Source organism: Streptomyces sp. NPDC101152 (genome assembly GCF_044768275.1).
In the GTDB taxonomy this organism is placed as follows: domain Bacteria; phylum Actinomycetota; class Actinomycetes; order Streptomycetales; family Streptomycetaceae; genus Streptomyces.
Map to the genome: position 1 here is coordinate 254,148 of NZ_JBIWPO010000005.1, position 15,265 is coordinate 269,412.

General features: G+C 70.2%; 14 protein-coding genes. 13 read left to right on the forward strand and 1 reads right to left on the reverse strand.

What is annotated here, in order from left to right; genetic code table 11:
• Nucleotides 1-126 precede the first annotated feature (126 nt).
• Nucleotides 127-630, reverse strand: a complete 504-nt coding sequence (gene bldD, locus ACIRVK_RS09260; RefSeq protein ID WP_018570201.1) for a transcriptional regulator BldD — start codon at nucleotides 628-630, stop codon at nucleotides 127-129.
• Nucleotides 631-884: 254 nt separating this feature from the next.
• On the opposite strand from bldD, the gene pyrR reads away from it, so the two are divergent.
• The 13 genes from pyrR (at nucleotide 885) to metK (ending at nucleotide 15,180) form a co-directional block, all read left to right on the forward strand.
• Nucleotides 885-1,460: a bifunctional pyr operon transcriptional regulator/uracil phosphoribosyltransferase PyrR gene (gene pyrR, locus ACIRVK_RS09265; RefSeq protein WP_404244818.1), complete on the forward strand. Its 576-nt coding sequence runs from the start codon at nucleotides 885-887 to the stop codon at nucleotides 1,458-1,460.
• Between the two features lie 83 nt (nucleotides 1,461-1,543).
• Complete coding sequence (locus ACIRVK_RS09270; RefSeq protein WP_404244819.1) at nucleotides 1,544-2,521, forward strand: aspartate carbamoyltransferase catalytic subunit; 978 nt, start codon at nucleotides 1,544-1,546, stop codon at nucleotides 2,519-2,521.
• 5 nt (nucleotides 2,522-2,526) lie between these two features.
• Nucleotides 2,527-3,813 carry a dihydroorotase gene (locus ACIRVK_RS09275; protein ID WP_404244820.1) on the forward strand — a complete coding sequence of 429 codons (1,287 nt, stop codon included), beginning with the start codon at nucleotides 2,527-2,529 and terminating at the stop codon, nucleotides 3,811-3,813.
• Nucleotides 3,810-4,382, forward strand: coding sequence for a hypothetical protein (locus tag ACIRVK_RS09280; RefSeq protein ID WP_404244821.1), 573 nt, complete (start codon nucleotides 3,810-3,812; stop codon nucleotides 4,380-4,382). The genes ACIRVK_RS09275 and ACIRVK_RS09280 overlap by 4 nt, the downstream gene beginning before the upstream one ends.
• Nucleotides 4,379-5,521, forward strand: coding sequence for a glutamine-hydrolyzing carbamoyl-phosphate synthase small subunit (carA, locus tag ACIRVK_RS09285; protein WP_404244822.1), 1,143 nt, complete (start codon nucleotides 4,379-4,381; stop codon nucleotides 5,519-5,521). The genes ACIRVK_RS09280 and carA overlap by 4 nt, the downstream gene beginning before the upstream one ends.
• Nucleotides 5,514-8,822: a carbamoyl-phosphate synthase large subunit gene (gene carB, locus ACIRVK_RS09290; protein ID WP_404244823.1), complete on the forward strand. Its 3,309-nt coding sequence runs from the start codon at nucleotides 5,514-5,516 to the stop codon at nucleotides 8,820-8,822. Before carA ends, carB begins: the two co-directional genes overlap by 8 nt.
• Nucleotides 8,823-8,874: 52 nt before the next feature.
• The gene (locus ACIRVK_RS09295) at nucleotides 8,875-9,981 is read left to right on the forward strand and encodes a quinone-dependent dihydroorotate dehydrogenase (RefSeq protein ID WP_404244824.1); all 1,107 of its coding nucleotides are present in this window, start codon (nucleotides 8,875-8,877) and stop codon (nucleotides 9,979-9,981) included.
• Entirely contained in the window at nucleotides 9,978-10,823 is an 846-nt protein-coding gene (gene pyrF / locus ACIRVK_RS09300; RefSeq protein WP_404244825.1) for an orotidine-5'-phosphate decarboxylase, read from the forward strand. Before ACIRVK_RS09295 ends, pyrF begins: the two co-directional genes overlap by 4 nt.
• Nucleotides 10,824-11,111: 288 nt before the next feature.
• Nucleotides 11,112-11,435: an integration host factor gene (locus ACIRVK_RS09305; protein WP_003977346.1), complete on the forward strand. Its 324-nt coding sequence runs from the start codon at nucleotides 11,112-11,114 to the stop codon at nucleotides 11,433-11,435.
• Nucleotides 11,436-11,494: 59 nt separating this feature from the next.
• Nucleotides 11,495-12,088 carry a guanylate kinase gene (gene gmk / locus ACIRVK_RS09310; RefSeq protein ID WP_404244826.1) on the forward strand — a complete coding sequence of 198 codons (594 nt, stop codon included), beginning with the start codon at nucleotides 11,495-11,497 and terminating at the stop codon, nucleotides 12,086-12,088.
• 65 nt (nucleotides 12,089-12,153) lie between these two features.
• Entirely contained in the window at nucleotides 12,154-12,426 is a 273-nt protein-coding gene (rpoZ, locus tag ACIRVK_RS09315) for a DNA-directed RNA polymerase subunit omega (protein ID WP_003988945.1), read from the forward strand.
• A gap of 102 nt (nucleotides 12,427-12,528) precedes the next feature.
• Nucleotides 12,529-13,731 (forward strand): bifunctional phosphopantothenoylcysteine decarboxylase/phosphopantothenate--cysteine ligase CoaBC, encoded by a 1,203-nt coding sequence (coaBC, locus tag ACIRVK_RS09320; protein WP_404244827.1) that lies wholly within the window; start codon nucleotides 12,529-12,531, stop codon nucleotides 13,729-13,731.
• A gap of 240 nt (nucleotides 13,732-13,971) precedes the next feature.
• A complete protein-coding gene (gene metK / locus ACIRVK_RS09325) occupies nucleotides 13,972-15,180 on the forward strand; it encodes a methionine adenosyltransferase (RefSeq protein WP_404244828.1) in 1,209 nt (402 codons plus the stop codon).
• Nucleotides 15,181-15,265 lie beyond the last annotated feature (85 nt).

Below are 15,265 nucleotides of genomic sequence, written 5' to 3' on the forward strand. Positions count from 1 at the left end.
CCCCGGCGCGCGTGGGGGGCCGCCCCGCGGCCCGCCCCCGCCCCCCCCCCCGCCGGGGGGGGCGCCCCAAACACCACCCCCCCCCCCCCCCCCCGGCGCCACGTTTCTGCTGAGGAGCCGTACGGCTCAGGCCTCTTCGTGGGAGGCCACCGCGCGACGCGCGTCCGCGTCCAGCACGCCCCAGCTGATCAGCTGCTCGGTGAGGACCGAGGGCGACTGGTCGTAGATGACGGCGAGTGTGCGCAGGTCGTCCTGGCGGATCGACAGCACCTTGCCGTTGTAGTCACCGCGCTGCGACTGGATCGTGGCCGCGTAGCGCTGCAGGGGGCCCGCCTTCTCGGCCGGCACGGTGGCCAGCCGCTCCAGGTCGAGGACCAGCTTCGGCGGGGGCTCGGCCGCACCGCCCGGCGTGGTGCCCGGCAGCAGCTCCTGGACGGGAACGCCATAGAAATCCGCCAGCTCGGCAAGGCGCTGCACGGTCACCGCGCGGTCACCGCGCTCGTACGAACCGACCACGACCGCCTTCCAGCGTCCCTGGCTCTTCTCCTCGACACCGTGGAGGGAAAGGCCCTGCTGGGTGCGGATGGCCCGGAGCTTGGCCCCGAGCTGTTTGGCGTATTCGCTGGACATATAGCTCCCCGGACACTGTGTCGACGCGGCTGCGGAGGTTCCGCGGCCGCGCGTCTGGTAACTCACTGTGAGGTTACGCAGCGTGATTCTTCTGCGTCAAGCCGAATGGTCCACACCGACTCTTCCGTGGTGGCGGTGGCCGATTACGCCAGGGGGGTGATCAGGCGCGTCGTGGGGGCCTGCTACCGTGGATGGCGCAAATCCGACGTCCTTTAAGGTCCGTCCCGTGAGGCGGAGAAGGAGGTCCGTTTCGTATGGACACGCAGGACACGTCCGGGATTCCGGCGTCCGATGCCCGGCCCGTGCTCGAGGGCCCCGACATCGCGCGGGTGCTGACCCGCATCGCCCACGAGCTCGTCGAGCGCGCCAAGGGCGCCGACGACGTGGTGCTCCTCGGCATTCCGACCCGAGGCGTCTTCCTCGCCCAGCGGCTCGCGGCCAAGCTCGAGGAGATCACCGACCGCAAGATCCCGGTCGGTTCGCTCGACATCACCATGTACCGCGACGACCTGCGCATGCACCCGCCGCGTGCGCTGGCCCGCACCGAGATCCCCGGTGACGGCATCGACGGCAGGCTGGTCGTCCTCGTCGACGACGTGCTCTTCTCCGGCCGCACCGTCAGAGCCGCCCTGGACGCCCTGAACGACGTCGGACGCCCGCGCGCGGTGCAGTTGGCGGTCCTGGTCGACCGCGGTCACCGCGAACTGCCCATCCGCGCCGACTACGTCGGCAAGAACCTCCCCACGTCGCTGCGGGAGACGGTCAAGGTCCAGCTCGCCGAGGAGGACGGTCGCGACACCGTGCTGCTCGGCGCGAAGCCGACCCAGTAGCGGGCCGAGAGGGCACACCGGTCATCGGTGCGCCCCGGCTCGCCCGGAATCTCCCGACTGAACTGCCTTACGGAGCCTGACAGATGCAGCGTCATCTCATCTCGGCCGCCGACCTCACCCGCGACGACGCCGTCCTGATCCTCGACACCGCCGAGGAGATGGCCCGGGTCGCCGACCGGCCGATCAAGAAACTGCCGACCCTGCGCGGCCGCACGATCGTCAACCTCTTCTTCGAGGACTCCACGCGCACGCGTATCTCCTTCGAAGCCGCCGAGAAGCGCCTCTCGGCCGACGTCATCAACTTCTCCGCCAAGGGCTCGAGCGTCTCCAAGGGCGAGTCCCTGAAGGACACCGCGCAGACCCTGGAGGCCATGGGCGTCGACGCCGTGGTCATCCGGCACGGCGCCTCCGGCGCCCCCTACCGCCTGGCGAACTCCGGCTGGATCGACGCCGCCGTCATCAACGCCGGCGACGGCACCCATCAACACCCCACCCAGGCCCTGCTGGACGCGTTCACCATGCGCCGCCGGCTCGTCGGCCGGGACGCCGGTCTCGGGCAGGACCTGTCCGGCCGGCGCATCACCATCGTCGGCGACGTCCTGCACAGCCGGGTCGCCCGCTCCAACGTCGACCTGCTGCACACCCTCGGTGCCGAGGTCACTCTGGTCGCCCCGCCCACCCTGGTGCCGGTCGGCGTCGAGACCTGGCCCTGCGAGGTGTCCTACGACCTCGACTCAACGCTCACCAAGTCCGACGCGGTGATGATGCTGCGGGTCCAGCGCGAGCGCATGAACGCGGCCTTCTTCCCGACCGAGCGCGAGTACTCGCGGCGCTACGGCCTCGACGGCGAGCGCATGGCCAAGATGCCGGAGCACGCCATCGTGATGCACCCCGGCCCGATGGTCCGCGGCATGGAGATCACCGCCGAGGTCGCCGACTCCGACCGCTGCACCGTCGTCGAGCAGGTCGCAAACGGAGTGTCCATCCGGATGGCTGTCCTCTACCTGCTGCTCGGTGGTGCCGAGCCCGCCGTCACCCACGCCCGTATCGAGGAGAAGTAAGACAGATGAGCAAGATCCTGATCCGTGGCGCGAAGGTGCTCGGCGGCGAGGCGCAGGACGTCCTGATCGACGGCGCCGTCATCGAGGCGGTCGGCAGCGGGCTGTCCGCCGAGGGCGCCGAGGTCGTCGAGGCCGACGGCAAGGTGCTGCTGCCCGGGCTCGTGGACCTGCACACGCACCTGCGCGAGCCGGGCCGCGAGGACTCCGAGACCGTCCTGACCGGTACGCGCGCGGCCGCGAGCGGCGGCTACACGGCCGTCTTCGCCATGGCCAACACCTTCCCCGTCGCCGACACCGCCGGTGTGGTCGAGCAGGTCTACCGGCTCGGCCAGGAGCACGGTTACTGCGACGTGCAGCCCATCGGCGCCGTCACCGTCGGCCTGGAGGGCAAGAAGCTCGCCGAACTGGGCGCCATGCACGAGTCCGCCGCCGGGGTGACCGTCTTCTCGGACGACGGCAAGTGCGTCGACGACGCCGTGATCATGCGCCGGGCGCTGGAGTACGTGAAGGCCTTCGGCGGGGTCGTCGCCCAGCACGCGCAGGAGCCGCGGCTGACCGAGGGCGCCCAGATGAACGAGGGGATCGTCTCCGCCGAGCTGGGACTCGGGGGCTGGCCCGCGGTGGCCGAAGAGTCGATCATCGCCCGGGATGTCCTGCTCGCCGAGCACGTCGGCTCCCGCGTCCACATCTGCCACCTGTCGACCGCCGGCTCCGTCGAGATCGTCCGCTGGGCCAAGTCCCGCGGCATCGACGTCACCGCCGAGGTCACCCCGCACCACCTGCTGCTCACCGACGAGCTGGTGCGCACCTACAACCCCGTCTACAAGGTCAACCCGCCGCTGCGCACCGAGCGCGATGTACGGGCCCTGCGTGAGGCGCTCGCCGACGGCACGATCGACATCGTCGCCACCGACCACGCCCCGCACCCGCACGAGGACAAGGACTGCGAGTGGGCCGCCGCCGCCATGGGGATGGTGGGCCTGGAGACCGCGTTGTCAGTGGTGCAGGAGACCATGGTCGACACGGGCCTCCTTGACTGGGCCGGGGTCGCCGCGCGCATGTCCTTCAAGCCCGCCGAGATCGGGCGGGCGAAGGGGCACGGGCGTCCCGTCTCGGCTGGTGAGCCCGCCAACCTCACGCTCGTCGACACCGCATACCGTGGGTCGGTGGACCCCGCGGGCTTCGCCTCGCGCAGCCGGAACACCCCGTACGAGGGGCGTGAGCTGCCGGGCCGTGTGACGCACACGTGGCTGAGGGGCAAGGCCACGCTCGTCGACGGGAAGCTCACGTGACACCAGTAACCCTGCTCGCCGCCTCACTCGCCGCCGAGAAGAAGTCGGCCGCGGTCACCGACTGGGCCGCCCGCATCGGCTGGCTCGTGGGCCTCGCCCTCTTCGTCGCGCTCGTCTACTGGCTGATGCGCGAGGGCTGGAAGTGGCGCGGCACCCTCCAGAGCGACCTCCCGGAGCTGCCCACCGCGCCGCGGGAGCCGGGCGAGGCGAGACTGACCATGACCGGCCGCTACCACGGCTCCACCACCGCCGGTCAGTGGCTCGACCGCATCGTGGCGCACGGCCTGGGCACCCGCAGCCGGGCCGAGCTCACCCTGACGGACGCGGGACTGGACGTCGTACGCCCCGGAGCGACCGACTTCTTCGTGCCGGTCGCACAGCTGCGCGAGGCCCGGCTCGACAAGGGCATCGCCGGCAAGGTGCTGACCGAGGGCGGGCTGCTCGTGGTGACGTGGGCGCACGGCGACCGGCTGATCGACTCCGGGTTCCGCTCGGACCACGCGGCCGAGCACACCGAGTGGGTCGACACCCTGAACCAGATGACCAACAAGACGGAAGGCGCACGATGACAACCTCCACCAGGGGAGCCGCCCGGGTTCCCGCCGTACTTGTCCTGGAGGACGGCCGGACCTTCCGCGGCCGTGCCTACGGGGCCGTGGGGGTGACCTTCGGCGAGGCGGTCTTCTCGACCGGCATGACCGGCTACCAGGAGACGCTCACGGACCCGTCGTACGACCGCCAGATCGTCGTCGCGACCGCCCCGCAGATCGGCAACACCGGCTGGAACGACGAGGACGACGAGTCCAAGCGGATCTGGGTCTCCGGCTACGTCGTCCGCGACCCCGCGCGCGTGCCGTCCAACTGGCGCGCCAAGCGCTCCCTGGACGACGAACTGGTCGCGCAGGGAATCGTCGGCATCAGCGGCATCGACACCCGCGCCCTGACCCGCCACCTCCGCGAGCGCGGCTCGATGCGCGCCGGCATCTTCTCCGGTGACGCCATCACCGCCGAGGACGAGCTCCTCGCTCGCGTGCAGGCCCAGCCGCACATGAAGGGCGCCTCGCTGTACGAGGAGGTCGCCACCCAGGAGCCGTACGTCGTCCCGGCGGTCGGCGAGAAGAAGTTCACCGTCGCCGCCATCGACCTCGGCATCAAGGGCATGACCCCGTACCGGATGGCCGAGCGCGGCATCGAGGTGCACGTACTGCCCGCGACGGCCACGGCGGACGACGTGTACGCCGTCAACCCGGACGGGGTGTTCTTCTCGAACGGCCCCGGCGACCCGGCCACCGCCGACGGTCCGGTCGAGCTGATGACCGCTGTCCTGGAGCGCAAGACGCCGCTGTTCGGCATCTGCTTCGGCAACCAGATCCTGGGCCGCGCCCTCGGCTTCGGCACCTACAAGCTGAAGTACGGCCACCGCGGCATCAACCAGCCCGTGCAGGACCGCACGACCGGCAAGGTCGAGATCACCGCGCACAACCACGGCTTCGCCGTGGACGCGCCGCTCGACAAGGTCAGCGACACGAAGTTCGGGCGGGCCGAGGTCTCCCACGTCTGCCTGAACGACGACGTGGTCGAGGGCCTCCAGCTGCTCGACCAGCCTGCCTTCAGCGTCCAGTACCACCCCGAAGCGGCCGCCGGCCCGCACGACGCCGCCTACCTGTTCGACCGCTTCGTATCTCTGATGGAGGGCCAGCGTGCCTAAGCGCACCGATATCCAGTCCGTCCTGGTCATCGGCTCCGGCCCGATCGTCATCGGCCAGGCCGCCGAGTTCGACTACTCCGGCACCCAGGCGTGCCGCGTGCTCAAGGCCGAGGGCCTGCGGGTCATCCTGGTGAACTCCAACCCGGCGACGATCATGACCGACCCGGAGATCGCCGACGCCACCTACGTCGAACCGATCACCCCGGAGTTCGTCGAGAAGATCATCGCCAAGGAGCGACCCGACGCGCTGCTGCCCACCCTGGGCGGCCAGACGGCCCTGAACACGGCGATCTCGCTGCACGAGAACGGCGTCCTGGACAAGTACGGCGTCGAGCTGATCGGCGCCAACGTGCAGGCCATCCACAAGGGCGAGGACCGCGACCTGTTCAAGGAGGTCGTGGAGGAGGTCCGCCGCAAGATCGGGCACGGTGAGTCCGCGCGGTCGGTGATCTGCCACTCCATGGACGACGTCCTCGCGGGCGTCGACACCCTCGGCGGCTACCCCGTCGTCGTCCGCCCCTCGTTCACCATGGGCGGCGCCGGCTCCGGCTTCGCCCACGACGAGGAGGAGCTGCGCCGCATCGCCGGGCAGGGCCTGACGCTGTCGCCGACCACCGAGGTGCTCCTGGAGGAGTCCATTCTCGGCTGGAAGGAGTACGAGCTGGAGCTGATGCGGGACAAGCACGACAACGTCGTGGTCGTCTGCTCCATCGAGAACTTCGACCCGATGGGCGTGCACACCGGCGACTCGATCACCGTGGCGCCCGCGATGACGCTGACCGACCGCGAGTACCAGATCCTGCGCGACGTCGGCATCGCGATCATCCGCGAGGTCGGGGTCGACACCGGCGGCTGCAACATCCAGTTCGCGGTGAACCCCGAGGACGGCCGGGTCATCGTCATCGAGATGAACCCGCGCGTGTCGCGGTCCTCGGCGCTGGCCTCGAAGGCGACCGGCTTCCCGATCGCCAAGATCGCCGCCAAGCTGGCCGTCGGCTACACCCTCGACGAGATCCCGAACGACATCACCCAGGAGACCCCGGCGTCCTTCGAGCCGACGCTCGACTACGTGGTCGTCAAGGCCCCGCGGTTCGCCTTCGAGAAGTTCCCGCAGGCCGACTCCACGCTGACCACCACCATGAAGTCGGTCGGTGAGGCGATGGCGATCGGCCGGAACTTCACCGAGGCGTTCCAGAAGGCCCTGCGCTCGCTGGAGAAGAAGGGCAGCCAGTTCACCTTCGTCGGCGAGCCGGGCGAGAAGGCGACGCTGCTTCAGGAGGCCGTCCGCCCGACCGACGGCCGGATCAACACCGTCATGCAGGCCATCCGCGCGGGCGCCACGCCCGAGGAGGTCTTCGCGTACACGAAGATCGACCCCTGGTTCGTCGACCAGCTCTTCCTGATCAAGGAGATCGCCGACGAGCTGGCCGGCGCGGTGGAACTCACGCCCGACCTGCTGGCCGAGGCCAAGCGGCACGGCTTCTCCGACCAGCAGATCGGCGAGATCCGGGGCCTGCGCGAGGACGTGGTGCGCGAGGTGCGGCACGCGCTGGGCATCCGCCCGGTGTACAAGACGGTCGACACCTGCGCCGCCGAGTTCGCCGCGAAGACACCGTACTTCTACTCCTCCTACGACGAGGAGAGCGAGGTCGCCCCGCGCGAGAAGCCGGCCGTCATCATCCTCGGCTCCGGCCCCAACCGCATCGGCCAGGGCATCGAGTTCGACTACTCCTGCGTCCACGCCTCCTTCGCGCTCAGCGACGCCGGGTACGAGACGGTGATGGTCAATTGCAACCCGGAGACCGTCTCCACGGACTACGACACCTCCGACCGCCTCTACTTCGAGCCGCTGACGCTCGAGGACGTGCTGGAGATCGTCCACGCCGAGCAGCAGGCCGGTCCGGTGGCCGGTGTCGTCGTCCAGCTGGGCGGCCAGACCCCGCTGGGCCTGGCGCAGGCCCTCAAGGACAACGGCGTGCCGATCGTCGGCACCTCCCCGGAGGCGATCCACGCCGCCGAGGACCGAGGCGCCTTCGGGCGCGTGCTCGCCGAGGCGGGGCTGCCGGCCCCCAAGCACGGCACCGCCACCACCTTCGCCGAGGCCAAGGCCATCGCCGACGAGATCGGCTACCCCGTGCTCGTGCGGCCGTCCTACGTCCTGGGCGGGCGCGGCATGGAGATCGTCTACGACGAGACCCGCCTCGCGTCCTACATCGCCGAGTCGACCGAGATCAGCCCCTCCCGGCCGGTCCTGGTCGACCGCTTCCTCGACGACGCGATCGAGATCGACGTCGACGCCCTCTACGACGGCACCGAGCTCTACCTCGGTGGCGTCATGGAGCACATCGAGGAGGCCGGCATCCACTCCGGCGACTCGGCGTGCGCACTGCCCCCGATCACCCTGGGCGGCTTCGACATCAAGCGGCTGCGCGCCTCCACCGAGGCCATCGCCCGCGGGGTGGGCGTGCGCGGACTGATCAACATCCAGTTCGCGCTGGCCGGCGACATCCTCTACGTCCTGGAGGCCAACCCGCGCGCGTCCCGCACCGTCCCCTTCACCTCGAAGGCGACCGCGGTGCCGCTCGCGAAGGCCGCCGCCCGCATCTCCCTGGGCGCGACCGTCGCCGAACTGCGCGCGGAGGGCCTGCTGCCCGCCAACGGGGACGGCGGCGAACTCCCGCTGGACGCGCCGATCTCCGTCAAGGAGGCCGTTATGCCCTGGTCCCGCTTCCGGGACATCCAGGGCCGCGGCGTCGACACGGTCCTCGGCCCGGAGATGCGCTCCACCGGCGAGGTCATGGGCATCGACTCCGTCTTCGGCACGGCCTACGCCAAGTCGCAGGCCGGCGCCTACGGACCGCTGCCCACCAAGGGCCGCGCGTTCATCTCGGTCGCCAACCGCGACAAGCGCTCGATGATCTTCCCGGCGCGTGAGCTGGTGGCGCACGGCTTCGAGCTGCTGGCCACCTCCGGCACGGCCGAGGTCCTCAAGCGCAACGGCATCAAGGCCACGGTGGTGCGCAAGCAGTTCGAGGGCACCGGCCCCAACGGCGAGAAGACCATCGTCCAGCTCATCCACGACGGCGAGGTCGACCTCATCGTCAACACCCCCTACGGCACCGGCGGCCGCCTCGACGGCTACGAGATCCGTACGGCGGCCGTGGCGCGGTCCGTCCCCTGCCTGACGACGGTCCAGGCACTCGCCGCCGCCGTCCAGGGCATCGACGCCCTCAACCACGGTGACGTGGGCGTCCGTTCGCTCCAGGAACACGCGGAACACCTGACCGCGGCCCGCGACTAGCAGCCGACGAGGGGGACACCGGAAACGGTGTCCCCCTCGTCATGAGGACACCATGTACAAGATCTTCTTCAACCTGGTATTCAAGCGCATGGACCCGGAGCAGGCGCACCACCTGGCCTTCCGCTGGATCCGCCTCGCCGTCCGCGTGCCCGTCCTGCGCACCTTCCTGGCCGCCGCCCTCGCGCCCCGCTACAAGGAGCTGCGCACGGAGGCCTTCGGGCTGCGCATGCACGGCCCCTTCGGGCTGGCCGCTGGCTTCGACAAGAACGCCGTCGCGATCGACGGCATGTCGATGCTCGGTTTCGACCACGTCGAGATCGGCACGGTCACGGGGGAGGCCCAGCCCGGCAACCCCAGGAAGCGGCTGTTCCGGCTCGTGAAGGACCGGGCGCTCATCAACCGCATGGGCTTCAACAACGAGGGCTCGCTGGCCGTGGCGGCCCGGCTGGCGGCCCGTGAGCCGGTCTTCAGGACCGTCGTGGGCGTCAACATCGGCAAGACCAAGGTCGTCCCGGAGACGGAGGCGGTCGGCGACTACGTGAAGTCGGCCGAGCGGCTGGCGCCGTACGCCGACTACCTGGTCGTGAACGTGTCGTCGCCGAACACGCCCGGCCTGCGCGACCTGCAGGCCACCGAGGCACTGCGCCCCCTGCTGAGCGCCGTCCGCGAGGCCGCCGACCGGGTGGTGCCGAGCCGCAGTGTGCCGCTCCTGGTGAAGATCGCCCCGGACCTGGCGGACGAGGACGTCGACGCCGTCGCCGACCTCGCCGTCGAACTCGGCCTGGACGGGATCATCGCCACGAACACCACCATCGCGCGCGAGGGCCTCGGGCTGACATCCGAACCCTCCCTCGTGAAGGAGACCGGCGGCCTGTCCGGCGCCCCTCTGAAGGCCCGCTCCCTGGAGGTCCTGCGGCGCCTCTACGCGCGCGTGGGCGACCGCATCACGCTCGTGGGCGTCGGCGGCGTCGAGAACGCCGAGGACGCCTGGCTGCGCATCCTCGCCGGCGCCACCCTCGTGCAGGGCTACAGCGCGTTCGTCTACGAGGGGCCCTTCTGGGGCCGCGCCGTCCACAAGGGGCTTGCCGCCCGTCTGCGCACCAGCCCGTACGCCACCCTCGCCGACGCGGTCGGCGCCGACGTGAGGAAGACGGTATGACCTCCCACGAGCCCTTCGGTGCCCGGCTGCGCCGCTCCATGGACGAGCGCGGGCCGCTGTGCGTCGGCATCGACCCGCACGCCTCCCTGCTCACCGAGTGGGGCCTCAACGACGACGTGGCGGGCCTGGAGCGGTTCAGCCGCACGGTGGTCGAGGCGCTGTCCGACCGGATCGCCCTCTTCAAGCCGCAGAGCGCGTTCTTCGAGCGGTTCGGCTCGCGGGGCGTCGCGGTCCTGGAGAGGACGCTGGAGGAGGCCAGGGCGGCCGGCGCGCTCGTCCTCATGGACGCCAAGCGCGGCGACATCGGCTCCACCATGGCCGCGTACGCCGAGACCTTCCTGCACAAGGACTCCCCGCTGTTCTCGGACGCGCTCACGGTGTCGCCGTACCTGGGCTACGGCTCGCTCTCGCCGGCGATCGCGCTGGCCCGCGAGAGCGGCTCGGGGCTGTTCGTGCTCGCCCTCACCTCCAACCCCGAGGGGGGCGAGGTGCAGCACGCGGTCCGCGCGGACGGCCGGAACGTGGGAGCGACCATGCTGGGCCACCTCGCCGCCGAGAACACGGGGGAGGAGCCTCTGGGGTCCTTCGGCGCGGTGGTCGGCGCCACGCTGGGCGACCTGTCCTCGTACGACCTGGAGATCAACGGTCCCCTCCTGGCGCCAGGAGTCGGCGCCCAGGGGGCCACACCGGCCGATCTCCCGGAGGTCTTCGGGGCCGCGATCCGCAACGTGGTGCCGAACGTCAGCCGGGGTGTGCTGCGGCACGGACCGGACATCGGCGCGTTGCGGGCCGCCTCGGACCGATTCGCGGACGAGATCCGTGCCGCTGTGACGGCCTCCTGACCACCGTCAGGGGTGCTCGAACCGCTCGGCCGAGTCCTCCGACGAGCGGTTCCAGGCCCGCTTGAGTCTGAATACATCCTCAAATCCGGGGCATTATGTCCTAAATGTCCGGCCTGACGGAGGCTGACCAGGACTTTTCCGCTGTTCTCGCTGACTCTGGCGGAGTTGGCCGCTAGTCTCCGACGAGAGTCCACGGGCAAGCGTGTTGCTCGCGGCTCCCCAGGTGTGGGGCGACTAGGTTCCTCACCGGTCCGTATCCGACAGTTCGACATCCGAGGTGACGTAGGCGTGGCTCTTCCGCCCCTTACCCCTGAACAGCGCGCAGCCGCGCTCGAAAAGGCCGCCGCGGCTCGCCGGGAGCGGGCCGAGGTCAAGAATCGACTCAAGCACTCCGGCGCCTCCCTGCACGAGGTCATCAAGCAGGGCCAGGAGAACGACGTCATCGGCAAGATGAAGGTCTCCGCGCTGCTCGAGTCGCTGCCGGGCGTGGGCAAGGTCCGCGCCAAGCAGATCATGGAGCGACTCGGCATCTCCGAGAGCCGCCGGGTTCGCGGCCTCGGTTCCAACCAGATCGCTTCCCTGGAGCGTGAGTTCGGCAGCACCGGTTCCTGAGTCCGGGACCTCCGGACCAGGAGTCCCGGGAACTCCGGGATTGCTGGAATAATCGCTGCATGGCTGCAACATTCCGGGGGACGACCCCCGAGCCCCCGGACGTACGTCCGCGGCTGACCGTGCTCTCCGGCCCCTCCGGGGTCGGCAAGAGCACGGTCGTCGCCCATATGCGCAAGGAACACCCCGAGGTCTGGCTCTCGGTGTCGGCGACGACCCGCAGGCCTCGCCCCGGCGAGAAGCACGGGGTCCACTACTTCTTCGTCACCGACGAGGAGATGGACAAGCTGATCGCCAACGGTGAGCTGCTGGAATGGGCCGAGTTCGCCGGCAACCGCTACGGCACGCCGCGCACGGCCGTGCTGGAGCACCTGGAGTCGGGTGTGCCCGTCCTGCTGGAGATCGACCTCCAGGGCGCCCGGCAGGTCCGCGAGTCCATGGCGGACGCCCAGCTGGTGTTCCTGGCTCCCCCCTCCTGGGAGGAGCTCGTGCGCAGGCTCACGGGACGTGGCACCGAGCCGCCCGAGGTGATCGAGCGTCGCCTCGACGCGGCGAAGGTCGAACTGGCCGCCGAGCCGGAGTTCGACATGACCTTGGTCAACACCTCCGTCGAGGACGTGGCGCGCGAGCTGCTAGCCTTGATGGATGTGCTGTGATCGCACCTGATCGTTCAGGTCCGATCGTCCGCACTGCATCTTTCCCATCCATCGGAAGGTAGAGCGTGTCCTCTTCCATCTCCGCGCCCGAGGGCATCATCAACCCGCCGATCGACGAGCTCCTCGAGGCCACCGACTCGAAGTACAGCCTCGTGATCTACGCGGCCAAGCGTGCCCGCCAGATCAACGCGTACTACTCGCAGCTCGGCGAGGGCCTCCTCGAGTACGTCGGTCCGCTCGTCGACACCCACGTGCACGAGAAGCCGCTCTCGATCGCCCTGCGCGAGATCAACGCGGGTCTGCTGACGTCCGAGGCCGTCGAGGGCCCCGCGCAGTAGTACTTTCGTACCGCGGTTGACTTATCCACAGGCCCGACAGCGCGACTGTCGGGCCTGTGGTGTGTGATGGACGCGTCTACGTTGCCGAGCCGGGGAGAGACGGTGGACAAGCCGAAGGTCGTGCTGGGGGTCAGCGGCGGCATCGCCGCGTACAAGGCCTGCGAGCTGCTGCGCAGACTGACCGAGTCGGGCCACGACGTCCGCGTGGTGCCGACGGCCTCCGCGCTGCACTTCGTCGGCGCCGCCACCTGGTCCGCGCTCTCCGGCAACCCCGTCTCCACCGAGGTCTGGGACGACGTCCACGAGGTGCCGCACGTCCGGATCGGGCAGCACGCCGACCTGGTCGTCGTCGCCCCGGCGACCGCGGACCTGCTGGCCAAGGCCGCTCACGGCCTCGCCGACGACCTGCTGACCAACACGCTCCTCACGGCCCGCTGTCCGGTCGTCTTCGCGCCCGCGATGCACACCGAGATGTGGGAGCACCCGGCCACCCAGGAGAACGTGGCGACGCTGCGCGCCCGCGGCGCCGTCGTCGTCGAGCCCGCGGTCGGCCGTCTCACCGGCGTCGACACCGGCAAGGGCCGGCTGCCCGACCCCGCCGAGATCTTCGAGGTCTGCCGTCGCGTCCTCGCCCGGGGCGTGACGCGGCCCGACCTCGTCGGCCGGCACGTCGTCGTCAGCGCCGGCGGCACCCGCGAGCCCCTCGACCCGGTCCGCTTCCTCGGCAACCGCTCCTCCGGCAAGCAGGGCTACGCCCTCGCCCGCACCGCCGCCGCGCGGGGCGCCCGCGTCACCCTGATCGCCGCCAACACCGGTCTGCCCGACCCGGCGGGCGTCGACGTCGTCCAGGTGGGCACGGCCGTGCAGCTCCGCGAGGCGGTGCTCAAGGCGGCGTCGGAGGCCGACGCCGTCGTCATGGCGGCCGCCGTCGCCGACTTCCGGCCGGCGAGCTACGCGGCCGGGAAGATCAAGAAGAAGGACGACCAGAACCCCGACCCCATCGTGCTGGTGCGGAATCCGGACATCCTCGCGGAGATCTCCACCGATCGCGCCCGCTCCGGACAGCTGATCGTCGGCTTCGCCGCCGAGACCGACGACGTCCTCGCCAACGGCCGCGCCAAACTGCGGCGCAAGGGCTGCGACCTGCTGGTGGTGAACGAGGTCGGGGAGCGCAGGACCTTCGGCTCCGAGGAGAACGAGGCGGTGGTGCTGGGCGCCGACGGCAGCGAGACCCCCGTACCGCACGGCCCGAAGGACCATCTGGCCGAAAGGGTGTGGGATCTGGTGGTGGAACGGCTGGGCTGAATGTTTCATTCGTTTCTCAGTCCCCTCAAACCTCTGCCACAGAGGTGTGGCGGCCCTGGCCAAGGCGGCAGGTCATTGGGCAGAATGCGCGTGCCGCAGGTCACAGCCCTCCCGAGTGACGAGACAGGGGGGCGGTCGACCGAACGCGACCGATAAACTGTTCTCGGACGGTGCCGGGCGCAGCCCCCGAGCCCGTCCGCCCATGATCAGCCAGCAGCCGCTGCAACCCCAGGGAGCGTTGTGTCCCGTCGCCTGTTCACCTCGGAGTCCGTGACCGAGGGTCACCCCGACAAGATCGCTGACCAGATCAGCGACACCATTCTCGACGCGCTGCTCAAGGAGGACCCGACGTCCCGGGTCGCCGTCGAGACGCTGATCACCACCGGCCTGGTGCACGTGGCCGGAGAGGTCACCACCAAGACCTACGCGGACATCGCGACCCTCGTCCGCGGCAAGATCCTCGAGATCGGCTACGACTCCTCCAAGAAGGGCTTCGACGGCGCCTCCTGCGGCGTCTCGGTGTCGATCGGCGCGCAGTCCCCGGACATCGCGCAGGGCGTCGACACGGCCTACGAGTCCCGGGTCGAGGGCGACGAGGACGAGCTGGACCGCCAGGGCGCCGGCGACCAGGGCCTGATGTTCGGCTACGCGTCCGACGAGACGCCCACCCTGATGCCGCTGCCGATCTTCCTGGCGCACCGGCTGGCCAAGCGCCTGTCCGAGGTCCGCAAGAACGGCACCATCCCCTACCTGCGCCCGGACGGCAAGACGCAGGTCACCATCGAGTACGACGGCGACAAGGCCGTCCGCCTCGACACGGTCGTCGTCTCCTCGCAGCACGCGAGCGACATCGACCTGGACTCCCTGCTCGCCCCCGACGTCCGCGAGTTCGTCGTGGAACCGGAGCTCAAGGCGCTCCTGGACGAGGGCATCAAGCTCGACACGGAGAACTACCGTCTCCTGGTCAACCCGACCGGTCGTTTCGAGATCGGCGGCCCGATGGGCGACGCCGGCCTGACCGGCCGCAAGATCATCATCGACACCTACGGCGGTTTCGCCCGCCACGGCGGCGGCGCCTTCTCCGGCAAGGACCCGTCCAAGGTGGACCGCTCCGCCGCGTACGCGATGCGCTGGGTGGCGAAGAACGTCGTCGCCGCGGGCCTCGCCTCCCGCTGCGAGGTGCAGGTCGCGTACGCGATCGGCAAGGCCGAGCCGGTCGGCCTGTTCGTCGAGACCTTCGGCACCGCGAAGATCGACCACGAGAAGATCGAGAAGGCGATCGACGAGGTCTTCGACCTCCGCCCGGCCGCCATCATCCGCGACCTCGACCTGCTGCGCCCGATCTACGCCCAGACCGCCGCCTACGGCCACTTCGGCCGTGAACTCCCCGACTTCACCTGGGAGAAGACGGACCGCGTCGACGCCCTGCGCAAGGCCGCGGGCCTGTAGGACCTACGGCACCCGGCGAGGCCCGGTTCCCTTCGGGGGGCCGGGCCTCGCCATGTCCCGGTGTCAGTGCCGTTTGGTAAGAATG

Bases quoted from the DNA above. Each gene is read 5' to 3' on its own strand.
- bldD (WP_018570201.1), bottom strand. From the start codon at position 630: ATGTCCAGCGAATACGCCAAACAGCTCGGGGCCAAGCTCCGGGCCATC.
- pyrR (WP_404244818.1), top strand. From the start codon at position 885: ATGGACACGCAGGACACGTCCGGGATTCCGGCGTCCGATGCCCGGCCC.
- ACIRVK_RS09270 (WP_404244819.1), top strand. From the start codon at position 1,544: ATGCAGCGTCATCTCATCTCGGCCGCCGACCTCACCCGCGACGACGCC.
- ACIRVK_RS09275 (WP_404244820.1), top strand. From the start codon at position 2,527: ATGAGCAAGATCCTGATCCGTGGCGCGAAGGTGCTCGGCGGCGAGGCG.
- carA (WP_404244822.1), top strand. From the start codon at position 4,379: ATGACAACCTCCACCAGGGGAGCCGCCCGGGTTCCCGCCGTACTTGTC.
- ACIRVK_RS09295 (WP_404244824.1), top strand. From the start codon at position 8,875: ATGTACAAGATCTTCTTCAACCTGGTATTCAAGCGCATGGACCCGGAG.
- pyrF (WP_404244825.1), top strand. From the start codon at position 9,978: ATGACCTCCCACGAGCCCTTCGGTGCCCGGCTGCGCCGCTCCATGGAC.
- gmk (WP_404244826.1), top strand. From the start codon at position 11,495: ATGGCTGCAACATTCCGGGGGACGACCCCCGAGCCCCCGGACGTACGT.